This window comes from Asticcacaulis sp. (assembly GCF_051954415.1).
In the GTDB taxonomy this organism is placed as follows: Bacteria; Pseudomonadota; Alphaproteobacteria; order Caulobacterales; family Caulobacteraceae; genus Asticcacaulis.
The window spans coordinates 96,651-120,976 of sequence record NZ_JBQCHT010000047.1; the positions used below are offsets into that span (position 1 = coordinate 96,651).

The 24,326-nt window shown below is 58.3% G+C and carries 21 protein-coding genes and 4 tRNA genes; 16 read left to right on the forward strand and 9 right to left on the reverse strand.

The window, feature by feature from the left end; all coding sequences use genetic code 11:
- Positions 1-13: 13 nt before the first annotated feature.
- The 3 genes from hflX to ACTHND_RS18340 all read left to right on the forward strand — a co-directional run bounded on the left by hflX (position 14) and on the right by ACTHND_RS18340 (position 3,392).
- Positions 14-1,342 (forward strand): GTPase HflX, encoded by a 1,329-nt coding sequence (gene hflX, locus ACTHND_RS18330; RefSeq protein WP_440179410.1) that lies wholly within the window; start codon positions 14-16, stop codon positions 1,340-1,342.
- A 68-nt stretch (positions 1,343-1,410) separates the two neighbouring features.
- Complete coding sequence (locus ACTHND_RS18335) at positions 1,411-1,839, forward strand: MarR family winged helix-turn-helix transcriptional regulator (RefSeq protein WP_440179411.1); 429 nt, start codon at positions 1,411-1,413, stop codon at positions 1,837-1,839.
- Positions 1,839-3,392 carry a DHA2 family efflux MFS transporter permease subunit gene (locus tag ACTHND_RS18340; protein ID WP_440179412.1) on the forward strand — a complete coding sequence of 518 codons (1,554 nt, stop codon included), beginning with the start codon at positions 1,839-1,841 and terminating at the stop codon, positions 3,390-3,392. Before ACTHND_RS18335 ends, ACTHND_RS18340 begins: the two co-directional genes overlap by 1 nt.
- A gap of 4 nt (positions 3,393-3,396) precedes the next feature.
- Here the strand turns inward: ACTHND_RS18340 and ACTHND_RS18345 are convergent, their stop codons facing one another.
- The 4 genes from ACTHND_RS18345 to ACTHND_RS18360 form a co-directional block, all read right to left on the reverse strand.
- Positions 3,397-3,936 (reverse strand): winged helix-turn-helix transcriptional regulator, encoded by a 540-nt coding sequence (locus ACTHND_RS18345; protein ID WP_440179413.1) that lies wholly within the window; start codon positions 3,934-3,936, stop codon positions 3,397-3,399.
- Between the two features lie 146 nt (positions 3,937-4,082).
- Entirely contained in the window at positions 4,083-4,601 is a 519-nt protein-coding gene (locus tag ACTHND_RS18350; protein WP_440179414.1) for a hypothetical protein, read from the reverse strand.
- A complete protein-coding gene (gene mazG, locus ACTHND_RS18355) occupies positions 4,588-5,379 on the reverse strand; it encodes a nucleoside triphosphate pyrophosphohydrolase (RefSeq protein WP_440179415.1) in 792 nt (263 codons plus the stop codon). The genes ACTHND_RS18350 and mazG overlap by 14 nt, the downstream gene beginning before the upstream one ends.
- Complete coding sequence (locus ACTHND_RS18360) at positions 5,376-6,716, reverse strand: MFS transporter (protein ID WP_440179416.1); 1,341 nt, start codon at positions 6,714-6,716, stop codon at positions 5,376-5,378. Before ACTHND_RS18360 ends, mazG begins: the two co-directional genes overlap by 4 nt.
- Before the next feature lie 177 nt (positions 6,717-6,893).
- On the opposite strand from ACTHND_RS18360, the gene recJ reads away from it, so the two are divergent.
- The 7 genes from recJ to ACTHND_RS18395 all read left to right on the forward strand — a co-directional run bounded on the left by recJ (position 6,894) and on the right by ACTHND_RS18395 (position 10,716).
- The gene (recJ, locus tag ACTHND_RS18365; protein WP_440179417.1) at positions 6,894-8,750 is read left to right on the forward strand and encodes a single-stranded-DNA-specific exonuclease RecJ; all 1,857 of its coding nucleotides are present in this window, start codon (positions 6,894-6,896) and stop codon (positions 8,748-8,750) included.
- Positions 8,751-8,841: 91 nt separating this feature from the next.
- Positions 8,842-8,916 (forward strand) — tRNA-Glu (locus ACTHND_RS18370).
- 261 nt (positions 8,917-9,177) lie between these two features.
- Entirely contained in the window at positions 9,178-9,747 is a 570-nt protein-coding gene (locus tag ACTHND_RS18375; protein ID WP_440179418.1) for a cold-shock protein, read from the forward strand.
- Between the two features lie 235 nt (positions 9,748-9,982).
- Positions 9,983-10,059, forward strand: a tRNA-Pro gene (locus tag ACTHND_RS18380).
- Between the two features lie 49 nt (positions 10,060-10,108).
- Positions 10,109-10,185 (forward strand) — tRNA-Pro (locus ACTHND_RS18385).
- A gap of 131 nt (positions 10,186-10,316) precedes the next feature.
- Positions 10,317-10,622: an ETC complex I subunit gene (locus ACTHND_RS18390; protein WP_090643132.1), complete on the forward strand. Its 306-nt coding sequence runs from the start codon at positions 10,317-10,319 to the stop codon at positions 10,620-10,622.
- A gap of 17 nt (positions 10,623-10,639) precedes the next feature.
- Positions 10,640-10,716: transfer RNA gene (locus ACTHND_RS18395), tRNA-Arg, on the forward strand.
- A 13-nt stretch (positions 10,717-10,729) separates the two neighbouring features.
- Here the strand turns inward: ACTHND_RS18395 and sseA are convergent.
- Together sseA and ACTHND_RS18405 are read right to left on the reverse strand one after the other, a co-directional pair.
- Positions 10,730-11,563, reverse strand: coding sequence for a 3-mercaptopyruvate sulfurtransferase (sseA, locus tag ACTHND_RS18400; RefSeq protein ID WP_440179419.1), 834 nt, complete (start codon positions 11,561-11,563; stop codon positions 10,730-10,732).
- Positions 11,560-13,038, reverse strand: coding sequence for a cryptochrome/photolyase family protein (locus ACTHND_RS18405; RefSeq protein ID WP_440179420.1), 1,479 nt, complete (start codon positions 13,036-13,038; stop codon positions 11,560-11,562). Before ACTHND_RS18405 ends, sseA begins: the two co-directional genes overlap by 4 nt.
- A 51-nt stretch (positions 13,039-13,089) precedes the next feature.
- On the opposite strand from ACTHND_RS18405, the gene ACTHND_RS18410 reads away from it, so the two are divergent.
- The 3 genes from ACTHND_RS18410 to ACTHND_RS18420 all read left to right on the forward strand — a co-directional run bounded on the left by ACTHND_RS18410 (position 13,090) and on the right by ACTHND_RS18420 (position 15,991).
- A complete protein-coding gene (locus ACTHND_RS18410; protein ID WP_440179421.1) occupies positions 13,090-13,869 on the forward strand; it encodes a glycosyltransferase family 2 protein in 780 nt (259 codons plus the stop codon).
- On the forward strand, positions 13,869-14,786 hold the full coding sequence (locus tag ACTHND_RS18415; protein WP_440179422.1) for a lysophospholipid acyltransferase family protein: 918 nt from the start codon (positions 13,869-13,871) through the stop codon (positions 14,784-14,786). The genes ACTHND_RS18410 and ACTHND_RS18415 overlap by 1 nt, the downstream gene beginning before the upstream one ends.
- 125 nt (positions 14,787-14,911) lie before the next feature.
- The gene (locus ACTHND_RS18420) at positions 14,912-15,991 is read left to right on the forward strand and encodes a DUF3089 domain-containing protein (RefSeq protein WP_440179423.1); all 1,080 of its coding nucleotides are present in this window, start codon (positions 14,912-14,914) and stop codon (positions 15,989-15,991) included.
- Here ACTHND_RS18420 and recG read toward each other — a convergent pair.
- A complete protein-coding gene (recG, locus tag ACTHND_RS18425) occupies positions 15,988-18,054 on the reverse strand; it encodes an ATP-dependent DNA helicase RecG (RefSeq protein WP_440179424.1) in 2,067 nt (688 codons plus the stop codon). The two genes, ACTHND_RS18420 and recG, sit on opposite strands and share 4 nt — an antisense overlap.
- 64 nt (positions 18,055-18,118) lie before the next feature.
- Between recG and ACTHND_RS18430 the strand changes: the two genes are divergently transcribed.
- Together ACTHND_RS18430 and mfd are read left to right on the forward strand one after the other, a co-directional pair.
- Positions 18,119-18,400, forward strand: coding sequence for a succinate dehydrogenase assembly factor 2 (locus tag ACTHND_RS18430; RefSeq protein ID WP_440179425.1), 282 nt, complete (start codon positions 18,119-18,121; stop codon positions 18,398-18,400).
- Positions 18,401-18,407: 7 nt separating this feature from the next.
- Positions 18,408-21,896 (forward strand): transcription-repair coupling factor, encoded by a 3,489-nt coding sequence (mfd, locus tag ACTHND_RS18435; protein WP_440179426.1) that lies wholly within the window; start codon positions 18,408-18,410, stop codon positions 21,894-21,896.
- Here the strand turns inward: mfd and ACTHND_RS18440 are convergent.
- A complete protein-coding gene (locus ACTHND_RS18440; RefSeq protein WP_440179427.1) occupies positions 21,893-23,221 on the reverse strand; it encodes a GGDEF domain-containing protein in 1,329 nt (442 codons plus the stop codon). The two genes, mfd and ACTHND_RS18440, sit on opposite strands and share 4 nt — an antisense overlap.
- 100 nt (positions 23,222-23,321) lie before the next feature.
- Complete coding sequence (locus ACTHND_RS18445) at positions 23,322-23,591, reverse strand: sulfurtransferase TusA family protein (protein WP_440179428.1); 270 nt, start codon at positions 23,589-23,591, stop codon at positions 23,322-23,324.
- 43 nt (positions 23,592-23,634) lie between these two features.
- Here ACTHND_RS18445 and ACTHND_RS18450 point away from each other — a divergent pair, with 43 nt between their 5' ends.
- Positions 23,635-24,315 (forward strand): hypothetical protein, encoded by a 681-nt coding sequence (locus ACTHND_RS18450; protein ID WP_440179429.1) that lies wholly within the window; start codon positions 23,635-23,637, stop codon positions 24,313-24,315.
- Positions 24,316-24,326: the final 11 nt, after the last annotated feature.

Consider the following 24,326-nt stretch of genomic DNA (forward strand, 5'->3'; position numbering starts at 1 on the left):
AGGGATTTGTTGCTTGAGCGATCGTTTTCATGACAACGCGCCGGAAATCGTGCGCGCTGTCGTTGTTGATCCCGACATAGATGTGCATGTGCGCACCGGCGGAGACATTCCGCCCGCGCGCCGGTACGAAGAGTCACGTCTTGAAGAAGCCGTGGGCCTGGCCATGGCGCTCGATCTTGAGATTGTAGGCACTATGAGCGTGCGGGTGCGCAAGCTCAACCCCGCCACCCTGTTCGGTGAGGGAAAGGTGTCGGAAATCAAGGTGCTGTGCGAGGAAGCTGAAGCCTCACTTTGCGTCGTCAATGGGTCTTTGACGCCGATTCAGCAGCGCAATCTCGAAAAGAAGCTTGAGGTCAAGGTGGTCGATCGTACTGGTCTGATCCTTGAAATTTTTGGTCGCCGGGCGCGGACCGGCGAAGGCAAGCTTCAGGTCGAACTGGCGCGACTGGAGTATGAACGCTCGCGTTTGGTCCGCACCTGGACCCACCTGGAACGCCAGCGCGCCACCGGCACGACCGGCGGCCCCGGTGAAACCCAGATCGAACTCGACCGGCGTATGATCGCCGATAAAATCAAGCAGTTGAAGTCCGAACTGGAAGAGGTGCGACGCACGCGCGGCCTGCACCGCAACCAGCGCAAGAAGGTGCCGTATCCGATCGTGGCGCTGGTCGGCTACACCAATGCCGGCAAGTCGACCCTGTTCAATAATCTCACGAAATCAGAGGTTTTCGCCAAAGACCTGTTGTTCGCCACGCTCGATACGACCCTGCGTTCGCTAAAACTGCCGAATGGTCGTTCGGCGATTCTGAGCGATACGGTCGGCTTTATATCCGACCTGCCGCACGAGCTGGTGGCGGCCTTCCGCGCCACCCTGGAAGAGGTGGAACAGGCCGACCTGATTCTGCATGTCCGCGATGTCTCCAATCCGGAAACCGAGGCGCAGAAGACGGATGTGGAGCAGGTCATGGCGCATATCCTGCCGGATCTTGATCGCTCGCGCATGGTCGAGGTGTGGAACAAGATTGACCTGCTGGATGATGAAACCAAGGACATCCTGTATGCCCGCGCCGTTACCGATCGCGCCAGTAACAAGCCACTGATGGTTTCGGCCATAACCGGCGAGGGCGTTGCGGCGTTGCTCAGCCAGGTTGCCCTGCTGGTCGATGCCGCGGGAGAGGAACTGGATATCACGCTTGAACCACATCAGGGTGACGTGATCGCCTTTCTTTATCAGCATGGCCGTGTGCTTGGCCGCCAGGAAGATGAAGAGGGGCGCGTCCACCTGCGTGTCAAGCTGAGCGATCAAGCCTATGGGCGTTATGAGAAAATGATTGGGGGCTGATAAAGGCGGTTGCATTCGGTACAACTCAGGCGTAGATGGTTAGCCTTCTAACTATTAGCCGCCTTATCATGTCTGCCGAAGAACGCTTTTCCAATGCCCTGCATACGACCGCCCGCATCTGGCGGCTGGCGCTCGATCGTCGCCTGAAGGATCTGGGCGTGTCCCAAGCCGGCTGGCTCAGCATTGCCTATATCGCCAAGGCAAAATCCCCGCTGTCGCAGGCTGAACTGGCCTCTCTGGTTCAGGTGGAGGCTGCCACGATGGTCTCCACGATAGATCGCCTGGAAAAAACCGGGCTGGTGCAGCGCCTGCCATCCGAAAGTGACCGGCGGGTCAAATTGCTGGTCGTAACGGCAGAAGGACAGGCCATCTACGAACAGGTGCGCGCCAGGGGCGACGACTTGCGCCGCGAACTAATCGGCAGGATCGATCCCGAAAAAATCGCCGTTGCCACGTCTGTTCTGGAAGAATTACAAGCGCTTATAGAGAATTCCTGATGAGTACCGCTACTGCTGCGCCCGCTTCCGGCGCGCCGATTAATCGCACCATGATCACCATTTCGATCATGCTGGCGACGATCATCCAGGCGATCGACGGCACGATTGCCAATGTGGCCTTGCCGCACATGCAGGGCAGCCTCAACGCCTCGTCCGACCAGATCACCTGGGTGCTGACCTCGTTCATCGTGGCCGCCGCCATCGCCACGCCGCTGACCGGCTGGCTGAGCGATCGGTTTGGCCTGAAGAACGTCTTTCTGGTTTCGATTGCCGGTTTTACCGTGGCTTCAATGCTGTGCGGCATCGCCGGCAATCTCTCGGAAATCGTTCTGGCGCGTCTGCTGCAAGGCATATTCGGCGCTGCCCTTGTGCCGCTGTCGCAATCGACCCTGCTCGATATCAATCCGCGCGAAAAGCATGGCTCGGCCATGGCGGTCTGGGGAATGGGCGTCATGGTGGGGCCGATTCTGGGGCCGACGCTTGGCGGTTGGCTGACCGACGCCTATGACTGGCGCTGGTGCTTCTTCATAAATGTGCCGATTGGCGCCGCGGCTTTTTTCGGCATCTGGAAATACATTCCGCACACCATCGCAAAACGCAGCATCCGTTTCGATGTCTTCGGCTTTGCGGCGCTCAGCCTGGCCATCGGCGCCCTGCAAATGCTGCTTGACCGCGGCCAGTCGAATGACTGGTTTTCTTCGTCGGAAACCTGGATCGAGGCGATCATCGTCTTTATCAGCCTCGGCTGCTTCATCATCCATACGGCCACGCGTCCGGCCGGCCAGACCTTCCTCGATTACCGGCTGCTCTATAACCGCAACTTCGTCACCGGCCTGTTGTTCATTTTCATCGTCGGCATGGTGCTCTTCGCCACGCGCGCCCTGATGCCTTCCATGCTTCAGGGGCTGATGCAGTATTCCGCCATGACGGCTGGTATCGTTACGGCACCATCGGGGCTGGGCACCATGCTGGCCATGCTGGTGGTCGGACGAATGGTCGGCAAGGTCGATCTGCGCCTGATCCTGGCGGCCGGTTTCGGCCTGACCGCGATTTCCCTGGCCTGGATGTGTACCTATACGATCGTCCTGTCACAGCACGACATTATCTGGCCCGGCATTATCCAGGGGATAGGCATGGGACTGGTGTTCGTGCCGCTATCGGCCGCCACCTTCGCAACGCTTGCGCCAAATCTGCGGCCGGAAGGCACGGCGATCTACAGCCTCGTGCGCAATATCGGCTCTAGTATCGGTATCGCCATGGTACAGGCGTTGCAGGTGGCCAATACACAGAAGGCCCATGCCGGTATTGTCGACAGCCTGAATAGCGGTAATGGCCCGTTGATGGGCAGCACCTATGGGCAAAGCCAGCTTGGACTGGAGGCGCTTAATGCCGAGGTCAATCGCCAGGCCAGCATGATCGCCTATGTCGATAATTTCTGGTTGATGTTCATTCTGTGCCTGCTATCCATGCCGCTTCTGCTGCTGATCGCCGCGCCGAAAAAGAAGCTGTCACAGGAAGAGATGGAGCACGACCAGTTGGCGGCCATGGAGTAGGCCGTCAGAACAGGCTGAGGGTTTCCTCGACCGGGTCTTCCTTTTTCTTTACCGGCTTTTCCGCAGGTCTCGGCGTGAAATTGCGTGTCAGGCGTTGGGCGAAGATCTGCTTGTTCTTCTGCATGTCCAGGATGACCTCCTTGGCCATGTTTGCCATCGGCTCATATTTCAGGCCATACAGTGCCAGTTCAACCAGGATCGGCGCCAGGTCGGCGCCGCGCTCGGTCAGGGCATAAATGAACCGGCGCTTGTCGGCGGGGTCGGCCGATTTGCTGATCAGGCCATTTTGCTCCAACTTCAGAAGGCGATCGGCCAGGATATTGGTGGCGATCTTCTCTTCCGCGCGCAGGAAGCCCTGATAGCTGCTGTGCCCGCGCAACATCAGGTCACGCACGATCAACATGGACCAGCGATCGCCCACCGCTTCCAGGGTCAGGTTGATCGGGCACAGCGAACGGTGCGCCTTTTGAACGGCGGCTTTGCTGATGGGTTTGGCGGGTTTCCGGGCGCTTTTGGACAGGGGCGCTTTTGCGGGTTTTTTCATACGCGGCACCATAATTCGCGGGCAATTCGCAAGTGATGCGCGTTAATCTTTTGATTCGCAAGAGAGTGTGGAAATGACTTGTGGATTGAAACTAAGAGGCGGCCGCATGTACATTAAGTGCGAATGACAAGTCATTGGTTTAATCTTTAAAACGACCGGCCTGTGTCACCCGTCACCTTGAAATCGCGCAATGTCGGTTTGTCGCCCTGTAGCACCCTCCGGAAGCGCGTTGTTATCTCAAGGGACTGAACAGGCATGAGAATTTCAGATGCTTGCGTTTCACAATTGTACCTAATGGCGGCCTTCCGGTAGCCTTCTGTCAGGCTCAATACACACTGTGAGCGGGCATCGCCATAGGCCAGGATATTGCGGTCAAACCACTGGACGCGATGAAACGTTCGCAAGATGCGGCGCAGCGCAAGGGACGAGATTTTATAGCGATAGACGCCGGTTTGATCTGCCAGGATGACCTGACCACTGGCATCGATATCCAGTCGGAACCGATCCTGCTGTTGATAGGTAACGTGTGTATCGGGCGGGATCGGCGTCTGGCTGGCCACCTGGTACCAGGCCACAAACAGCCCGCCGCAGAACAACACGCTTAGCAGCGTATTACGCAGCCGTCTGGGAAGGGGGTTCCCGCCAAAGGTCTCAGGAATTTTCACGCTCGGCCAGCTTGGCGGCATTCCACAGGGCGTCCATTTCCGCGAGATCCGACTGATCCGGCGTCTTGCCGAGTTTCGCCAGTTCGGCCTCGATGACCTCAAAGCGACGGACGAACTTGGCATTGGTCATCCGCAAGGCGTTTTCGGGCTCGACATCGAGTTTGCGCGCCAGATTGGCCAGGACGAACAGGATATCCCCCAGTTCTTCGTGCGATTTCTGCACATCGCCTTTGGCGACCTCGGCCTTCAGTTCCTCGGTCTCTTCGTCGAGCTTGTCGAGCACCTTATGGACGCTAGGCCAGTCGAAACCGACGCGGGCGGCGCGTTTAGTCAGCTTTGCGGCGCGGGTGAGAGCGGGCAGGCCGACCGGCACATCATCGAGCAGGCCATGTTTTTCCTTGGCCTTGCGTTCCTCGGCCTTGATGACTTCCCAGGCGGCATTTTGCTCTTCGGCCGTGCGGTCGCCGGCATCGCCAAAGACGTGCGGATGGCGGCGGATCAGCTTTTCACTCATGCCGGCGGCGACATCGTCGAAAGTAAACAGGCCCATTTCCTCGGCGATGCGGGCATGGAAAACCACCTGAAACAGCAGGTCGCCCAGTTCTTCCTTCAGATCGCGCAGGTCATTGCGCTGGATGGCATCGGCCACCTCGTAGGATTCTTCAATGGTATAGGGTACGATGGTGGCGAAGGTCTGTTCCTTGTCCCACGGGCAGCCGGTTTGCGGATCGCGCAGCCGGCGCATGACTTCGAGCAGACCTTCGATGCCTTCACTCACAGGATTTCCTTTGCTTTCAGTTGCACCATAATTTCGGCATGGCGCTGCGGAGTCAGCGAATAGCGCATCATCGAGACCGCGCCAAGGATCAGGAAGATGACCGGCAGGCCGATAAAGAAGATTTCAACCCACATCAAGGCATCCGGCGGGCTGTCCTTTGGTGATTTTACGTTGAAGTGCAGCACACCGAGAATGGTGATGGTCAGAGCGGAAATGGCGTAGCCGACCTTGGTGGTGGCCGAGAGAATAGCCATGAGCGTGCCCTTATGATCGTGGCCGGTTTCCAGCATGACCTCGTCACCGATATCGGCCATCAGGGCGCGGGTCAGCAGGAGCGAGGCGGCATAAGGAATGCCGTTGGCGAAGGTCATGGCGGCGCAGATAATGAAATAACCTTTAGGTGCGAAATACATGGCGCCGTAAAGCACGGCGAAGATCACGGAAGACAGGATCAGTGCCTTGTGTTTGCTCATCTTTTTAGAGGCGACAACCCATATGGGCGCACCTATGATGCCGGCTACGAAATAGAGCAGCATGGCGACACTGCACTCAAAGCGCGTCAAACCCTTGGTTTCCTCGAAAAAGTAGAAGAAAAGGGCGGCCATCACGCCCGGTGCCAGTCCCATGAACAGGTCGGCATACAGAATGCTGCGCACATTGGGGCGTTTCCACATGTCGAAATAATGGCTGAGCTTCAGGTCGTGCGTATTTGTGTTGGAGATTTTTTCCGGGACCAGCCACAGGGCAATGCCGATGCTGACAGGCAGGGTGAGCATGATGAAGCCCCCCATCAACTGGACGCCGAAAATATAGCTATAGCCGAGTTTCTGAACGATCACCGGAATGACCGCCGCCGCCAGGATGCCGATGATATTGCCGACCTGCCACCAGGCGAAGATACGTGAGCGCTCGTTGTAATCGGTGGAAAGGACCGTGCCCCAACTGGCCTGGCTGAGCGCTGCAATGGAAAAGCCGACATAAAGGACGAACAGCCACAGGCCGAGATAGACAGGCCCGACGCCTTTCTGCGCCAGGAAGATAAAACCGGTGCTGACGAACAGGATCGGCAGGCAGATCAGCATCCACAGCTTGAAACGGCCCAGTTTGGTGCGCGTGCGGTCCATCCAGTGACCGAGGACTGGATCGACCAGAATATCGAAGCAACGCACAATAAAGAAGACGGTGCCGACCACCGCGCCGAGCTGGAGTTGGGTGCCGTAATATTCCGGCAGGGTGGCGACAAGCGGCAAACCCAGGGCAGCAAAGGGCACGCAGGGACCGATAAAGGCCAGCATCCGGCCAAATCCCACCCGGTCGGTTTCTGTATGTGACGCCACCCTATGCCCCCAATTTGTGCGATTCTGCCATTAGCCTATGGCAGGTGGCGGGATTTGCCAACCGGCGCCTGACTTATCCCCGCGTGTTCTCGCTTTCGTGACCGCGTGGATGATTGCGCCATTGCTCCGATGGGTGTGTCTGTTAGTCTGCCAGTCTTGCCAAAGAGATGACTCGATATGGATGCCCATTCCCCGCTGAAGCCCGCTCAAAAAGTCCCGCCCTATCTCGGTGTCAGTGCGTCCTTAAGCGGTCGCGCCTGGCGCGAACGTATCGCGGCCAAGGGCGTTACGACTGAAACCCTGCGTGAGATCACCCATCGCCTGGGCCTGATGAACGTAGCAGAAGCCGATTTCGTCGAGCCGCTGGCGCGTTTCGCCGCCGGACGCGGCGTGACGCCGGAAGCTCTGCAGGATTTTATCTTCCCGACGCTAAAGGCGCTGTTTCCGGAACCGTCCGCCTTCATGGATATGGATAGAGCGGTTGGCGCCATGCTTGATGCCCTGGAGCGCAAGGCAAAGATCAGTATTTTCGCTGATTATGACGTCGATGGCGCTACCAGCGCGGCGCAACTGGTGCGCTGGTTCCGACATATGGGGCATGAGTTGGAAGTCTATGTGCCCGACCGCGTGACAGAGGGATATGGGCCTTCCAATGCCGCCTTCGATACGCTCAAGCGCCAGGGCACGGACCTGGTCGTTACGGTCGATTGCGGCGCCATGGCGCACAAGGCGCTTGATTATGCCGCCAGTATCGGCCTCGATGTGGTGGTGATTGACCACCACCTGATGCGCGAAGAACCGCCGCACGCCCTGGCCGTCGTCAATCCGAACCGTCCTGGTTGCACCTCCGCGCAGGGAAATCTGGCGGCGGCGGGCGTGGTTTTCGTGGTTCTGGCTGGCCTGAACCGCGAGGCCGAAAAGCGCGGTCTTTTCAGTGACCGGCCGAAACCTGATCTGCGGCAGTGGCTTGACCTGTCGGCCCTGGGAGCGATCTGCGACGTTACGGCCCTGACTGGATTCAACCGCGCCCTGGCGGCGCAAGGGCTCAAGGTCATGTCGCAGTTAAAGAACGCCGGCATCAAGGCCCTGATGGAAGTGGCCGGTGACAAGAGCGCCGCGGTCAATCTGATGAGCACCTTCCATTCCGGTTTTGTCATCGGTCCGCGGATCAATGCCGGCGGCCGGGTCGGGCGCTCGGACCTCGGCGTCCGACTGCTCTCGACGGATGATCCTGAAGAAGCGGCCGCGCTGGCGCACGAACTGGATGAACTGAATCGCACCCGCCGTGATATCGAGGCCGAGGTGCTGGACCAGGCCATGCAGACCGCGGAAACGCAGGGACTGTGGCCAAGTGATGATCCGGTCATTATAGTGGCACGCGAAGACTGGCATCCCGGCGTTATCGGCATCGTGGCCGGCCGGTTGCGCGAGCGCTGGCACAAGCCGGTCATTATAATAGGCATTGATCCGGTCAGCGGCATGGGCAAGGGATCGGGGCGTTCGCAGGCGGGCGTTAATCTCGGCGAAGCGGTTGGCGCGGCCTTCGAAGCCGACATCCTGCTTTCCGGTGGGGGGCACGCCATGGCGGCGGGCCTGAGCGTGGAGCGCGAGCGGATCGGCGAGCTTCGCCGGTTCATCAATGACTATGTGACGACCCATGTGTCAGAGGCCGACCAGATCGAGGCTGTCGAGATCGATGCCATATTGAGCTTGAAGGCTGCATCGCGCGCGCTCTATGACCGTTTTGATTTATTGGCGCCCTTCGGTCAGGGCAATCCGGAGCCAGTACTGGCCTTCGCCGGCGTCCGTGTTGGTTTCGCCCAGGCCATGAAGGGCGGCCATATCCGATTTGAGCTGAGCGATGACAGCGGGGCGAAGCTGAAAGGCATCATCTGGCGCGCCGAGGGCACGGCAATTGGAGATGCACTTTTGCGGCCGGTCGGGCTGATTCATGTGCTGGGGCGGTTGAAAGCCGATGACTATATGGGGCGACGAGGGGTCCAGCTTGAAATCGAGGACATAGCCCTGGCCTGATTTCCGGTGAGTATGCCGACACCAGGAAAAAAATGAAAATAGCGCTTGCATCCCGAAATAAGAACGGTTACCTAGCGCACCTCTTGAACGCGGTCCCTTCGTCTATCGGTTAGGACGTCAGGTTTTCAACCTGAAAAGAGGGGTTCGACTCCCCTAGGGACTGCCATTCAAGCCGCCAGGTTTTCCCCTCATCGGTATTCTTTTGCCCAGGGTTGATGGCCACCTTCTGACTTATCCACAGATAATTACCAATTGGTAACGGTCTCAGGCGCTCGCGTGATCACAATTACACTCGCCTAAAGCGATTTTTTGGCGTATTTTCTCAATTCTTGCGAATATATTCTCTTTTTTGCCTCCCAAATTGAGATATCCGTGTTATTATAAAGAGTGTCACTTGATAAGTTCATGGCGACATGGGTGAGGATAGATGAGTTTGTTTGATTACAATAGCAAAACTGAAGCCGACGAATTAGTAACGATTTCAGGTCATGTGAAATGGTTTGATGCCGCGAAAGGGTATGGCTTCATTGTCCCGCAGGATGCTTCGCTGACAAGTATGCGCGATGTCCTGCTGCACATTTCAAGCCTGCGCGACATGGGGCGTGACAGTGCGCATGAGGGCGCCCGGATTACCTGCAAGATCGCCAAGCGGGCCAAGGGCTGGCAGGTAATCGAGATTGATAACCTGGAAGCTGTCGCCGAGGGCGCATCTTCGTCCATCCGTTCGGATATTCAGGCTCCGCGGGCTTCGCGCGCTGTCAATGACAGTGTGCGCGTGGGCGACCTCGAGGCCGCAACCATCAAGTGGTTTAACCGCACCAAGGGCTATGGCTTTGTGGTGCGCGGCGATGACCCGACCGATATCTTCATCCATATCGAGACCTTGCGCCGTTACGGCCTGGAAGATGTCCAGCAGGGCGATACCATCATGGTGCGCTTCGGCGAAGGCCCAAAAGGGCTTGTGGTTACCGAGGTTCACCCCAGGGCATTTGTATAATCTGTTGTCATAAGTCGTATTCCAAAAAGCGCGAACAGGTCATGCTGTTCGCGTTTTTTATGCCTGTAAGAGCGTGAGGTCTCGGTTATCCACGTCTTTTTCCCTGGGCTACAAGGTGAAATCAATAAAAGTCAGCAACTTGGCGATTTTTCATGTCAGGAGGGCTTGCGGAGGTCTGGTGAAAATGGCATGAAGCGCGCCTCTCAGCCGCTGACCTTGGTTACTGGCCGGGCAACGGGGTGTAGCGCAGCCTGGTAGCGCAGCTGTTTTGGGTGCAGCAGGTCGGAGGTTCGAATCCTCTCGCCCCGACCAGCACATCGGCACCATGCAATGGGCCCTGTGTTGGTGAGTTAAATTTAGTCGGGGCGTAGCGCAGCCTGGTAGCGCGCCTGCTTCGGGAGCAGGAGGCCGGAGGTTCGAATCCTCTCGCCCCGACCATTTAAAAAGCCGGCTCCTTCTGGGGCCGGCTTTTTAAATGTCTTGCCTTTCCTCTTTACCGTTGGCTGTATTTGGTAGTAACAGACACATACGTGAGGATTAGCGAATCCCAGCGTATCCAGGAGACAATGATGTTCGCGCGTATTTTCAAACCCGCCAAAACCGCCATGCAATCCGGCCGTGGCAAGACCCATGACTGGATACTGGAGTTTGAACCGAAATCCGCTCGCACGCCTGATCCGCTGATGGGCTGGTCGTCATCTGCCGATACCGATGCCCAGGTGCGCCTGACCTTCGAAACCAAGGACCAGGCCATGGCCTTTGCCGAGCATCATGGCATTCCGTTCCGTCTCATCGAGCCGGAAGCGCCGCCGAAGATCATCAAGGCCTATGCCGACAATTTTGCCTTCGGCCGCAGACAAAGCTGGACGCACTAGCGCATTCCTGCGTTTGAGGCTCCGTAGCTCAACTGGATAGAGCATCCGCCTTCTAAGCGGACGGTTACAGGTTCGAGCCCTGTCGGAGTCGCCATGCCTTTGTCATGTCAGGCACCTGTGACGACGGGATTGTCCAGGCTTTCCTGGCCCCATTCTGCCCAGGAACCGTCATAGAGTCGCGCAGAGGTATGGCCCGTCTCAAACAGGGCCATACTTATGATGGCCGCGGTTACGCCTGAGCCGCACGTCGTCACAATCGGCCCGGTATCGCCGACACCACAGAACTGAAAAATCGCATGCAGTTCCTCTTTCGGTTTCAGGGCGCCGTTGCGCACCAGTTCGCCAAACGGCAGGCTGCGGCTGCCCGGCATATGCCCTGACCGCAGCCCGGCGCGCGGTTCGGGAGCCGTGCCTTCAAACCGCGCCTTTGGCCGCGCATCGAGGATCAGGCTGTCTTCAGCCTTAAGTATATTCTGTAGGTCATTTATATTTATGATGTTTTCCGGCGTGTGGCTTGCTGCGTAAGTGATCGGGTCAGGAATGGAAGTCTGATCTGTGACAGGGAAACCGGCTGCCTTCCAGGCCGGTAGTCCGCCACGCAGAACCTGCACTTTTTCGTGTCCCATCAGCCGGAATGTCCACCATACGCGCGCGGCTGAAAACAGGCCCAGCCGGTCGTAGATGACAACGTGATCGGTTTCCGAAATACCCATATTCCCGATGGCCGCAGAAAACTGGTCAGGTGAGGGCGCCATGTGCGGCAAGAGCGTGCTGTGATCGCTTATAGCCTCCAGATCAAAGAATTGCGCACCGGGAATATGATCGGCCTTATAAAGCGCCCGCATGTCGGTGCCATCCAGAGCCCAGCTACCATCCAGAATTTTGACGGCACCGTCTTCCATCAGTTTCGCCAAATCCCGCGGCTCAATCTGTGTGGTCACGACTCTTGCTCCTCATAAGCAGTGCGATTCTTGTAAGTCTCCAGAGCGCGTTCGCGGGCTTGAGTATGATCGACGATGGGCTGTGGATAGTTTGAAGCCTTATCCGTTTTATCAAACAGTTCTGCCTGTTTCCTGCTGTTATTTGCACCTGTGGAAAGGTGTGTATAGCCCGGTATATAGCGGCCGCGATAATCAGCTTTGGGATCAAATTTTTCGGCCTGGGTGATCGGGTTGAAAATGCGGAAATAGGGGGCGGCATCGGCGCCTGAACCGGCGACCCATTGCCAGCTTGCCGGATTATTGGCCGGATCCGCATCCAGCAGGCAGTCCCAGAACCATTGCTCGCCACGGCGCCAGTCGATCAGCAGATGTTTGACGAGAAAGGAGGCCGCCACCATGCGTACGCGATTGTGCATATAACCGGTCTGCCAGAGTTCCCTCATGCCGGCATCGACCAGTTCGTAGCCGGTCTCGCCCCGGCACCAGGCGCGAAATTGGGTGTCGTCATGGCGCCAGTCGAACTGGTCAAAGTCGCGGCGGAAATTGATTTCATGCAGGCGGGGTTGTTGGGCGAGCAAGCCGTACGAAAATTCCCGCCAGGCCAGTTCAGCGCGAAATTTGGCGGCACCGGCCTGCAGACGATGATCCGCATCGGCGGCCTTTTGGGTTTCAAGCAGTATCCTTTGCGGGCTGATTTCGCCGAATCGCAAATGGGGAGACAGGTGCGAGGTTATATCCAGATCCGGTCGATCCCGATTTGTGTCATAGGATTGCAGGTGGTTCTTAAGAAAATACCTGAGAGCTCCGCGTGCGCCGGCCTCTCCGGGCTTGAAGCGGCTGAAGCCCTGTGACCAGTCCTTGCCGGATGGGGTTTGCTGCGGTTGCAGCCCCAGTTCGGCAATGGTGAGTGAGCCTGGCCATGTCGTTGGTTGCGGCCAGGCGACGTCCGGCAGGCTGGGCAGGGCGGCGATATCGCAGGCGCCGGATGCCAGCAGGGTTTTGTAGAAGGGGGTGAAAACGCGGAAAGGCGTACCGCCCTGTGTGCTAAGCGCATTGGGAGAAGATAGAAGGGCGGTGTTCAGACGTTTCAGCTCGATCCCCGCCGTCGCCAGTTCGTCGGCCAGTTCCTCATCATATTGTTCATTTTTAGGATCAAATGTCTGCGAACAGTATATTGTTTTTACGTCATATTCTCTGGAAAGAGATGCCAGAACAATCTGACTGTTGCCGCGCTCGATAATCAGCCGCGAGCCATGTGTCTGAAGGTCCAAATCCAGGGATTCGAGCGACCGGTGCAGCCACCATTTCGAGGCCGCCCCCAGGGGGCGTGTTCCCGCATCTTCATCCCATATATAAAGGGGCAGGACAGGCCGACCGCTTTCGAGGGCCGCGCGGACACCGGCATGGTCGTGCAGCCGCAGATCGAAGCGAAACCAGAGGATAACCGGTGCGGTCGGGGCGTGTTTTTCTGTCATGGGGAAAAGGAAGGCTTGCCTGTTCTGGAGGTCTTGGGCACAAGAGGTAGCATGGACGCAATTGAACCAACACCCTTAAGCTGCTGTATTATCGCCCGAAACGAAGGCGACCGTATTGGCGATTGTATTCGTGCGGTTCAGGGCTTGGTAAGCGAAGTGGTGGTCATTGACAGCGGGTCGACCGACGATACGGTGGCGGTCGCCGAAAGGCTCGGTGCCCGCGTCATCCATCACGACTGGCCAGGTTACGGACCGCAAAAGCGATACAGTGAAGACTGTGCATCATACGACTGGATTCTCAATCTGGATGCCGATGAGGTGGTCACGCCGGCGCTTTTCAATGAAATCAAGGCGCTTATGGCCGCCGGCCCCAAACTTAATGCCTACAGGTTCAGGATCAGGAATGTCTATCCCGGCAAGACCAAGCCGCGCCTGTGGGCGGATTACCATAATTATGTCAGGCTGTATGACCGGCGGGTTGTGCGCTTCCGTGAGAGCCTGGTCCACGATACGGTCGACACCAAGGCGGAGCCAGTTGGGCAGTTGCATGGTGCGGTCATGCATTTTTCGGCTCGTTCTTACGAACATATTCGCGCCAAGCTCGATTCCTATACCAATCTTCAGGCCAAGGTGCTGAAAAAGCCGGCCTGGGCGATCCGGCTGCGGCTGCCGTTTGAATACCCGTTTGTTTTCCTCCGCTATTTCATTTTCCGCGCGCATTTTACCGGCGGTTGGGATGGCCTTTACAGCAGCCATCTGGCGGCCGAAGCGCGGCTGAACCGCCTGCGCAAGATTCTGTCTGCGCAGAAAGCCGCGAAGGACGCGGCCTGATGGCGGACAAGCCCTCCTTTATGCAGGATGTCGCCTGGCGGCTGGAGGCCTTACTCTATGACGCTTTCGCGGCTTTTACCCGCGCCTTGCCGGTGGATACGGCCTCGGATTTCGGCGGCTGGCTGTTCAAGACCCTGGGACCGTTGACGCCGGTACAGAAGACGGTGAAACGTAACCTGGAACTGGCCTTTCCGGAGATGGGTGAAGCGGTGCGTCAGCGTCTGATCACGCGGCAATGGGAAAATACCGGCCGCACCATGGCCGGCGAATTTGCCATCATGGACCGGATTGTCCGTGATCCGTCGCGCATAGAGATTGAAGGCTTCGAGAAGCTGGAAGCCATTGCCGCCAGCGGCAAGCCGGTGATCTTCATTTCCGGTCACCTGTCGAACTGGGAGGTCATGAACGCGGCGATCCTGGCGGCGAAAGTGCCCTATATGATCACCTATCGTGCCGCCAATAATCCCTATGTCGATGCCCGCATCCGGGCCGGGCGCGCAGCCTATGGCGTGACCATGTTCGCGCCCAAGGGCGGGGATGGCGCCAAGGAATTGCTCATCGCCCTGCAAAAAGGCGAATCGGTCGGCCTGATGAACGACCAGAAGTTCAACCGCGGCGTGCCGACGCCCTTCTTCGGACATATCGCCGAAACAGCACCCGGCCCGACGCGCCTGGCCCAGCGTTTCGGCACGGTGTTGCAGCCCCTGACGATCCGTCGGCTGCATAAGGCACGGTTTCACGTCACGGTGCATGAACCGATTGAGGTGAATAACACCGGACACAAATCTGAGGATATTGAAACAACTGTATGCAAGATAAGCGCTTTTATCGAATGGGCCGTGCGCGATAATCCGGAAGAATGGTTTTGGGTGCATAAGCGCTGGCCGAATGCACTATACAAAGTTAGCAGGGACTGATCTGTTATCCGGGGTCACAAAAAGTGAACCGGCCTGACGGATGTGACCTTTGTTTTGGGGGCATCTCCCCTTAAGTTTGTAACGGAATGTGGAAACAGATTTTACAGAAACGCAGGCTCAGCCTGTTGATCGGCCTTCTTATCGGCGGCTTTCTGGCGCTGGCCTTCCTGTATTTGCAGAACGACATTCATCGCAACTATCTCGATCCCAAAATTCCTTTCCAGATCTATCGTCCGCCAGCCGCGCCCAACTATACCAAGGCGGATAGCTGGTATCTCAATCCAGCCCATTATTATGCGGACCCCCGCAAGGTGGATGTCTTTTTCGTTCATGGCACCAGCTATAATGGCGGCGATCAGTGGCTGGGCTCGACCACGAGCAATGCCATCAAGGCCGAGGTGCAGCGCGTGCAACTACCTAACTATGCTGCACCCTTCGCCATCATGGGCAATGTCTACGCGCCGAAATACCGGCAGGGTAGTCTGTTTACCCAGTTGAACCTGAAGGAAGATTCGCGTGAGGCACGTCAGTTTGCCTATCGTGATGTAAGCGCGGCCTTTGCCGAGTTTCTCAAGGTGCGCCGCGGCGGCCGCGGCTTTGTCATTGTCGGACTGGAACAGGGCGGCGTGCTGGCGTCGCGTCTGGTCCGCGATGTGGTGGCGAACGATCCTGAACTGAAGTCTCAACTGGTTGCGGCCTATTTCCTAGAGACCCTGGTGCCGGAAAGCCAGTTTGGCGTGACTGCCCCGACGCCGGCCTGTTTGTCGCGCCGTCAGGTCGGCTGCGTTGTCAGCTATGTCAGTATCAATTCGGGCCGGCCGGATGTCGCCTTGCAGGTATTGCAAAAGGCCGTCTATTGGCAGGGGGAAACCCTGCAGCCTATGGGATCGCGCAAAGGCGTCTGTGTTAATCCCCTGAATGGCATCGCCTCCGACGACGAGGTGGATGCGCGGCATTCCCAGGGCGCCACGAATGCGACGGGGCTAGAATGGGGCACGGAACCGGCACTGAGCGTCCGCAAAGTGGCGGCGCATTGCCTCGGTGGCCTGCTGTTTGTCGACAAGCCCAAATCGCCCTCCTTCAAGGATGGCGGGACGTGGGAAGACCAAAGAAAGGTCAATGCTTACAATCTCTTCTATGGTGATCTTCAGGCAGATATTCAGGCGCGGTGGCAATTGTTCGAGGCCACGCCGCCGCCGGCTTAATCCTGCTTGTCGGGGCTGTCTGCGCGCCAGTCGAACAACTGCCTGAGAACCTCTATCGCCCTGCGACGCGCCTCCGGCAAAGACTCCATGTGTTGCAGAATATAGACCGCATCGCGCGCCGCCATGGCGATCAGGTGAGTATGGGCCACCGGATCGACGAAGCGATAATCGGGAAAGCCGGATTGTTTGGCACCCAGAATGTCGCCTTCGCCGCGCAGCTTCCAGTCCATTTCCGCGATTTTGAAGCCATCCTCGGTGTCGCGCAGCAGTTCCAGCCGGGCCTGGGCGTTTTTGGATAGGGGCGTATCGTAGAGCAGGATGCAGGCGCTCTTGTCGCGCCCCCGCCCAACTCGCCCGCGTAACTGGTGGAGTTGCGCCAGTCCAAAGCGCTCGGCCTGTTCGATGATGATGATAGAGGCCGTAGGCACATCGATGCCGACCTCCACCACCGTTGTGGCGCACAGAATGCGGATATCGCCGGCGGCAAAGCGGTTGATGACGGCATCCTTCTCTTCGGAAGGCATTCGGCCATGAACGAGCCCGATTTCCATGCCCAGGTCTTCGGCCAGTTCCCGATGGCGAAGCTCGACCGCGATGAGGTCCGATTCGGCGGTATCCTCGACCAGAGGGCAAATCCAGTAGGCTTGCGAACCGGAATCGATGGCGCTGCGCAAGCGGGCAATGACATCGGGCAGACGCTGCCGCGGCAGGACTGCCGTATGGATCGGCTGGCGGCCCGCTGGCTTTTCATCGAGAATGCTGAGATCGGCTTCGCCATACTGCGTCAGGGCCAGGGTGCGGGGGATCGGGGTGGCCGACATGGACAGGTAATGGACGGAATCGCCCTTCGAGAACAGCTTCTGTCTTTGTCCCACGCCGAAGCGGTGCTGTTCGTCGATGACCGCCAATTGCAGGGACTGAAAGTCGACGCCTTCCTGGAAGACCGCGTGGGTCCCGAAGACGATCATGGCTTCGCCGCTGGCGACGACAGCCCGTTTTTCCTCACGCAGCCGTCCCTTGTCGCGGCCTGTCATGATAATTGAAGTAATACCGATATCATTCAGGATCGGCAGGCTTTTTTCGTAGTGCTGACGGGCGAGGATTTCGGTAGGGGCCATTAGCACGCTCTGGAAGCCGCCTTCCGCCAGATCGATCATGGCCAGAAGCGCAACCAGCGTCTTGCCGGCACCGACATCGCCCTGGACCAGCCGGTTCATACGGTGGCCGGAACGCAGATCCGCACGGATATCCTGAAGGGCACGCGCTTGCGCGCCGGTCAGGGCAAAAGGCAGGGCGGCAAGTGCCTGATCCGAGAGGTGGTAAAAATCAACCACACGCGCCGGCGTATTCTGGCGATGCAGTTTCCGGCTTTTCAGCGCCAGTTGGTGTGCCAGGGCTTCATCATAGGCCAGGCGTTGCCGGATTTTGGAATCTAGAGAAAAATCAAGTTCGCTTTGAGGTGTGTGCGCCGCTTTGAGCGCCTGATCAAATGTCGGCCATATGTATTTGTCTAATATACCTTTATCATGCCATTCCGGCAGGTCGGGCAGGGTAGTAAGCGCCGTCTGGATGAACTTTCGGATCATGCGCGACGACAGATCAAGCGTGGCCGGATAGACCGGTTCGCAGGCGGGAATATCGTCCGCGCGCGCTTCATCGACTATGTAATCCGGATGCGACATCTGGAGATGCTGGCCGAATTTTTCGATACGCCCGCTGATCAAGCGCTCGGCGCCGACCGGATGCTGGGCCTCGAAGCCGCGTATACGGTGGAAGTAGATCAGTTGCAGACGGCCAGTCTCGTCAAACACGTCGATGCGCTGCGGCGCCTTGCCGGGGGACGGCGGATAGCCGCCGATTTTGACCCGCACGGTCTGGATTTCACCAATTCTGGCTTCGGCCAGCGTTACCAATGGCCTTTTTATGAGACCGGATGGCAGGAAGAAGGCAAGGTCACGAACATTCTCCCCGACATGCGCGCTCAAGGCAGGCGCCAGCTTGGGGCCGACACCTTTCAGACTGGTCACCGGCGCATAGTAGGGAAACAAAATTTCTGGTCGCATGGGCTTATCAAGCACCAAAAATGCTTTATGAGAAGGGCCAGTTTAGGTTTGAGGAGCGTTTACTGTGACAGAATCGGAAATGCGGGAAGCGCGCCTCAGAAAGCTGTCCTTTCGGGCCTGGCGCCGGGGCTTCAAGGAAGCAGACATCATCCTGGGCAATTTCGCCGACGACATGCTGCCGGAAATGAGCGACGATGAGCTGGATATTTTTGAAATCCTGCTCGAAGTACCGGATCAGGATCTCTATGGCTGGATCATTGAACGTGATCCGACGCCTGAGGAATTTCAATCGGCAATAATGAATAAACTCAATATCTACTATAAGACAGCTTACACAAAGATTTAAATAATAAATGGCCGATTTGTCCCAGATTTCGCGTTCTGAAGCGCCGCTGACCTTAAGCGGCGCGCCGGAAGGTTTTGACAGCCTGATCACGGCTGATCTGGCGCGCGGCGAAGGTTTGAGTGTCTTCGTGGCGCGCGATTTTGCGCGCATGAATGCGGTTGTCGAAGCGCTGAAATTTTTCGCTCCTGATCTTGAGGTGTTGAGTTTCCCGGCATGGGACTGCCTGCCTTATGATCGCATGAGCCCGACGCCAGGCATAATCGCCCAGCGCATGTATGCCCTGTCGCGGCTGGCGGAATACAAGACCACGCCGCCGGCTACGCCTGTCCTGCTGCTGACCACGGCCGCCGCCATGATGCAGAAGGTGCCGCCTCTCAGCGTCATCCGGGAAGGGCGCCTGTCGCTCAGGCCGGGCCAGACGATCGATATCCGCGATCTCGAAGCCTATTTCCTCAAACATGGCTATAACCGTGTGTCGACCGTGTCGGAAAAGGGGGAGTTTGCGGTGCGTGGCGGCCTGCTCGATGTCTTTTCGCCCAGTCACGAGGAACCGGTCCGGCTCGATTTCTTTGGCGATACGCTGGAATCGGTCCGCAGCTTCGACACGGAAACCCAGCGTTCGCTGAAGCAGATCACCGGGCTGGATTTTACGGCGGTGTCGGAAGTCCGCATGGATGAGGTGAGCATCAGCCGTTTTCGCCAGCACTATCTCGAAACCTTCGGTGCGGCGGGTGACGATCCGCTCTATGCCGCCCTCTCTTCGGGCATTCGCCGGCAGGGAATAGAGCACCTGCTGCCGCTATTTTACGACGGACTGGACAATGTCTTTGATTACCTGCCGTCCAAAACGCTGCTGATGCTTGATGCGCTGGCGGAAAACGCCTTTGCCGAACGCGCCGCAAGTGTTCAGGATGCCTATGAGCTGCGCGCAGAAGCCTCGAAAGAGAAGGGCGGTTCGGCCTATCGCGCCCTGCCGCCGGCGCGGCTTTATCTCGATGACGTGCACTGGAAAGCCGCCCTGACCGGACAACGTGTACGGCGCTTTGAGCCCTTCCAACGGGAAGGCGCCGACGCCCTCGATCTGGGCGGGCGTCCGGGCCGTAATTTCGGCCAGGAACGTTTGCTCGATTCGACTAATCTCTTCACCGCGGTTACGGATCACGCCAAGGCCCTGGCAAAACAGGGAAAGCGTGTTTTGTTCGCTTCCTGGACCGAAGGCTCATCCGACCGCCTGGGCGTTATGCTGGCCGATCACGGGCTGACCGCGCTGCGTCTGGCAGCCGATTGGGCTGACGCGCAAAGCTTCGGTGTGGCCGGCACCAAGGTCAAACCGATCCAGCGCGCTGTCCTGCCGCTTGACCACGGTTTCGAGACCGAATCCCTGGCGGTCATTTCCGAGACCGATATCTTAGGCGACAGGTTAGCAAGGCCGCGTAAAAGGCGGAGAGCGCAGAACTTTCTGGCCGAAGCCTCGGCACTTTCGCCCGGCGATTTGGTCGTCCATATCGAGCACGGGATAGGACGTTACGAGGGGCTGAAGACCCTCGATGTAGCCGGCGCGCCGCATGATTGCCTGGACCTGCAATACGCCAATGATGCCAAGCTTTATCTGCCTGTCGAAAACATCGACCTGCTGACGCGTTATGGCGCAGACAGCGACAGCGCGCAACTGGACCGCCTGGGGTCGGCCAGTTGGCAGGCGCGTAAAGCCAGGGCAAAAGAGCGCCTGCGCGAGATGGCCGATGGCCTGATCCAGCTCGCCGCTGCGCGGGCCATGAAGCAGGGCCAGACCATCGATCCGCCTGCGGGGCTTTACGATGAGTTCTGCGCCCAGTTTCCGTATGAAGAGACCGACGATCAGCTTAACGCCATCGCCGATGTGCTGGAAGATCTTGGCAAGGGCCAGCCGATGGACCGGCTTATCTGCGGCGATGTCGGGTTCGGCAAGACCGAGGTGGCCCTGCGCGCGGCCTTCGTGGTGGCCATGTCGGGCCAGCAGGTGGCGATTGTCTGCCCCACGACCCTGCTGGCGCGGCAGCATTTCAAAACCTTCACCCAACGCTTCCAGGGCTGGCCGATCCGCGTTCGCCAACTTTCCAGGCTGGTGAGCCGCAAGGATGCCGACAAAACCCGCGAAGGTCTGAAAAAGGGTGAGATCGAGGTGGTGATCGGCACCCACGCGCTTCTCTCAGACCAGGTGAAGTTTAGCGATCTGGGCCTTGTAATTGTTGATGAAGAGCAGCATTTCGGCGTCAAGCACAAGGAAAAGCTCAAAACCTTCCGCGCCGATGTTCACATGCTTGCCCTTTCGGCCACGCCTATCCCGCGTACGCTGCAAATGGCGCTCTCCGGCATCCGGGACATGTCGATCATCGCTACGCCGCCTGTCGATCGTATCGCCGTGCGCACCTATGTGCTGCCCTATGATCCGGTGGCGCTGCGTGAAGCCTTGCTGCGGGAAAAGTATCGCGGGGGCCAGGTCTATTATGTGGTGCCGCGCGTCAGCGACCTGCCCGATGTGGCCGATTTCCTGCGCACGCAGGTGCCGGAAGTGAAGTTCGTTATCGGCCATGGGCAACTGGCGCCAACCGCGCTGGAAGACGTGATGACGGCCTTTTATGAGGGGCAGTATGATGTGTTGCTCTCCACCACCATTGTGGAATCCGGCCTGGACGTGCCGACCGCCAATACGCTGATCGTCCATCGCGCCGACATGTTTGGCCTGGCCCAGCTTTATCAGATACGCGGCCGTGTGGGGCGTTCCAAGACCCGCGCCTATGCCTATCTGACGACGCCGCAGCACAAGACCTTGAGCGTCGCTTCAGAAAAGCGCCTCAAGGTCTTGCAGTCATTGGATAATCTGGGGGCAGGCTTCCAGCTTGCCAGCCACGATCTCGATATCCGAGGCGGCGGCAATCTGCTTGGCCATGAGCAATCGGGACATATCCGGGAAATCGGCGTCGAACTCTATCAGCAGATGTTGGAAGACGCCGTGGCGGAACTGCGCGAACGCAGCGCAGACAGCCTGACCGACGCGCGAAGCTGGTCGCCGCAGATCAATGCCGGTGCTGCGGTGATGATCCCTGAAAGCTATATTCCCGACCTCAATATCCGGCTGTCCCTCTATCGCCGGGTATCGGAGGCTGAAAAGCTGGCTGACCGCGAGGCCCTGGCGTCCGAACTGATTGACCGGTTTGGCCCCATACCGGAAGAAGCGGAACAACTTCTAAAAGTCGTCGGAATCAAGGGCTTGTGCCGGGAATCTAACGTTTCAAAGCTGGATGTCGGCCCCAAGGGCGCGGTCGTCACCTTCCGTAATGACAGCTTCAATAACCCAATGGGGCTCATCAGGCACATCCAGTCCCGGCCGAATGACTGGAAACTGCGGCCAGATCAGAAACTGCTGGTCAAGGGGGAGTGGCCGGACGCTGCCGGGCGCCTGGCGGCGGCCGAGCGGATCATGAAGGACCTGGCCCGACTCGCTGCCGAAGCCTAAACCGCCTCGCGGTTCGGATTTCCGACCTTAGCGGCGGCGCGCATCAGGGCCTCGGCCGCCGGTTCGCCGGGCTGAATTTGCGCGGCGCCAACGATGAATTCCACGACATAGGGCGGTTTGCCCTGGCCGGAATCGAAAGCCGTACAACTGACGACCGCAGATATCCGTTCGCCGACATTATGGGCGGAAATGGCCGAGGTGGCGGGCAGGGCGATGGCAAAGACATCATTGGAAAGCCGGCCTGCTGTGTCTTCGGCGCGAACCAGGCGCGCTACCATTGAGCCGATCTGCGGCACGGCCTTATCAAGCATTCCGCGCGAGCGGGCGCGCGTGACTTCAGGTGTTTCGGCGATCTTCAGCACGCAGATGCTAAGCGTACGATGACGCGCGTCGGCGGCTTTTGAGAGGCGGGCAAGGTGGGCGGCAAACAGGTCGCGGCCAAAAAGGCCGGTGCCCTTATCCATCTGCGCATGATGGCGCATGGACTCAAGCGTCTTGCTGATGGTCAGTTGGCGGCGGTGCGTGCGGGCCAGGCGCACCAGACGATCCGTCACCTCGGCGACGCGTGCACTGGGGTTGGCAATATCATTGACGCCGCGCATAAAGGCGTCCCCGACATCAAGCTCGATCAGCCTGTTCAGGCGCAGAAGGACCGGTGTGTGGTAGAGGCGTGTATTGCGACGCATTCCAGCGGCGATCGACAGGGATTCGGCTGGTTGCGCACCACCCCACAAAAGAACAGCATCGAAAGTCTTGTCGTGCAGGTAATCAAAAGCGCTGTAGGATGACAGGGCCGCGGTGACTTCAACGCCCTGTTCACGCAGGCTGTGGGTGATGGCGAGATATTCCGGGTCTGGCTGGCCGATCGAAAGCACGGCAAGCGGTTCCTGATTTTGCAGAATGATATCAAGGGGTTGCAGGTCGACGTTAAACGTTTCACGGCGGGTGTCATATTCCTCTTCGGCAACGCAGGCGCGCACCAGGTGCTCGACGCTGACCAGTATCTGCTGCGGATGGGCATCACGCGTAAGCACCATGTCCCAGCCATCCGGAACCTGGTGCTGGTCGTCATTGCGCATCATGATGACGGGAATCCGGCGCGGCCAAGCGGCAGCGCGCAGCGGACTTACCGCGTCCGGCCATTCGTTGCTGCCGGTCTCATGGATAATCACCGCTTCAATTGGCAAGTCGCTCAGGGCCACGCAGCCCGCTTCGACTTGTGTCGCGCTGAGAGTACGCAAGCCCAGGCGGTCCAGTTCGTCACCCATCGCCTGTAACCAGGCGTCATCACGGCTTATCAGCAGCAAACGCGCCTGGAGGGTCAAGATATCAGCTCCTGTTGAGCGGGTGCGGCGATTGGGCGGTGTCATTCAGGGGTACGCGATTCTTAAAGAGGAACAGTAAACATTGTTGTAACACATCGGGCTACCGTCCGGCGCGCGCAATCGTGAAAAGCCATGCCTCATCCACCACTTCTGTTGAAAGCAATACACAATTGTTATGATTGCAAAAGTGGGGAATGTCGATCTGCGCCATCGGGTCATTTGCCCACAGAATAAAGCCGGGCTCATCTTGAAATGCCTCCATTTTTCGACGGAGTTTCAGGGTCGGAACCGGACAGCGATGTCCGCGGGCATCGATCACGACAAAGCCGTCTCTGGTGGGAATGGGAGCGGGGCTCAGGATAGGTTTCATCGCCGAATCTTGCCATAAGTCACCGCGTGTTGGGAGTCGGAATATGACAAACGCCCTGAAGCTGTGGTTCGCAGCGGCAATGACAGGTTTCATGCTGATGATGGCGCCTGTGGTTCAGGCACAGGCGATCTCTGAGCCTGACGCGGCAACGCGAACAGACCTTTACGCCAGGATTAAGGTGGCCGGGTTTGCGACGCCTGTGGATATCCGCCAGTCCGGCATGAAAACGCGTGTCGATCTGACTGCGGGCGGTGTGCCGCAATCCTATATCGCCGATCGGGAAAAGGGCGTGCTGATCAGCTTGACCGCAACGGGCCAGAATCGGCTGGCTCTCGTCTTTCCACTCGATCGCACGGAGGGTATTCTTCCGCTGCCGCTCGATTTGTCGATTCTGGCGCGGCAATCGACGCTCAAGGTGGTGGGGGCGTCATTGGTGAGTGGGCACCCATGCCGGTTGATGGAATTTTCCGGCTATCTGAATCAATCGGGCATGGTCTGCGCCAGCAGCGATAACATCATCCTGCAAATGACGCAGAAGGGGCGCCGCGATGCGCTTTTTGAGGTACTGGAACTGTCAGCGGCCCGACAAGACCCGAAATGGTTCCGGACACCGCCGGATTACCAGGTCGCCGTGGTGCCGGGTATCGGCGGGGCTTCTGGTGACACGGGTCTGATCGAACAGCCCCAGCCACCTGGCGTAATTGCAGGTCCGAAGAAGCCTTAAAATATTTATTA

Coding starts and splice junctions, on each gene's coding strand:
- ACTHND_RS18335 (WP_440179411.1), top strand. CDS start 1,411: ATGTCTGCCGAAGAACGCTTTTCCAATGCCCTGCATACGACCGCCCGC.
- ACTHND_RS18340 (WP_440179412.1), top strand. CDS start 1,839: ATGAGTACCGCTACTGCTGCGCCCGCTTCCGGCGCGCCGATTAATCGC.
- ACTHND_RS18345 (WP_440179413.1), bottom strand. CDS start 3,936: ATGAAAAAACCCGCAAAAGCGCCCCTGTCCAAAAGCGCCCGGAAACCC.
- recJ (WP_440179417.1), top strand. CDS start 6,894: ATGGATGCCCATTCCCCGCTGAAGCCCGCTCAAAAAGTCCCGCCCTAT.
- ACTHND_RS18375 (WP_440179418.1), top strand. CDS start 9,178: ATGAGTTTGTTTGATTACAATAGCAAAACTGAAGCCGACGAATTAGTA.
- ACTHND_RS18390 (WP_090643132.1), top strand. CDS start 10,317: ATGTTCGCGCGTATTTTCAAACCCGCCAAAACCGCCATGCAATCCGGC.
- ACTHND_RS18405 (WP_440179420.1), bottom strand. CDS start 13,038: ATGACAGAAAAACACGCCCCGACCGCACCGGTTATCCTCTGGTTTCGC.
- ACTHND_RS18410 (WP_440179421.1), top strand. CDS start 13,090: ATGGACGCAATTGAACCAACACCCTTAAGCTGCTGTATTATCGCCCGA.
- ACTHND_RS18415 (WP_440179422.1), top strand. CDS start 13,869: ATGGCGGACAAGCCCTCCTTTATGCAGGATGTCGCCTGGCGGCTGGAG.
- recG (WP_440179424.1), bottom strand. CDS start 18,054: ATGCGACCAGAAATTTTGTTTCCCTACTATGCGCCGGTGACCAGTCTG.
- mfd (WP_440179426.1), top strand. CDS start 18,408: ATGGCCGATTTGTCCCAGATTTCGCGTTCTGAAGCGCCGCTGACCTTA.
- ACTHND_RS18445 (WP_440179428.1), bottom strand. CDS start 23,591: ATGAAACCTATCCTGAGCCCCGCTCCCATTCCCACCAGAGACGGCTTT.
- ACTHND_RS18450 (WP_440179429.1), top strand. CDS start 23,635: ATGACAAACGCCCTGAAGCTGTGGTTCGCAGCGGCAATGACAGGTTTC.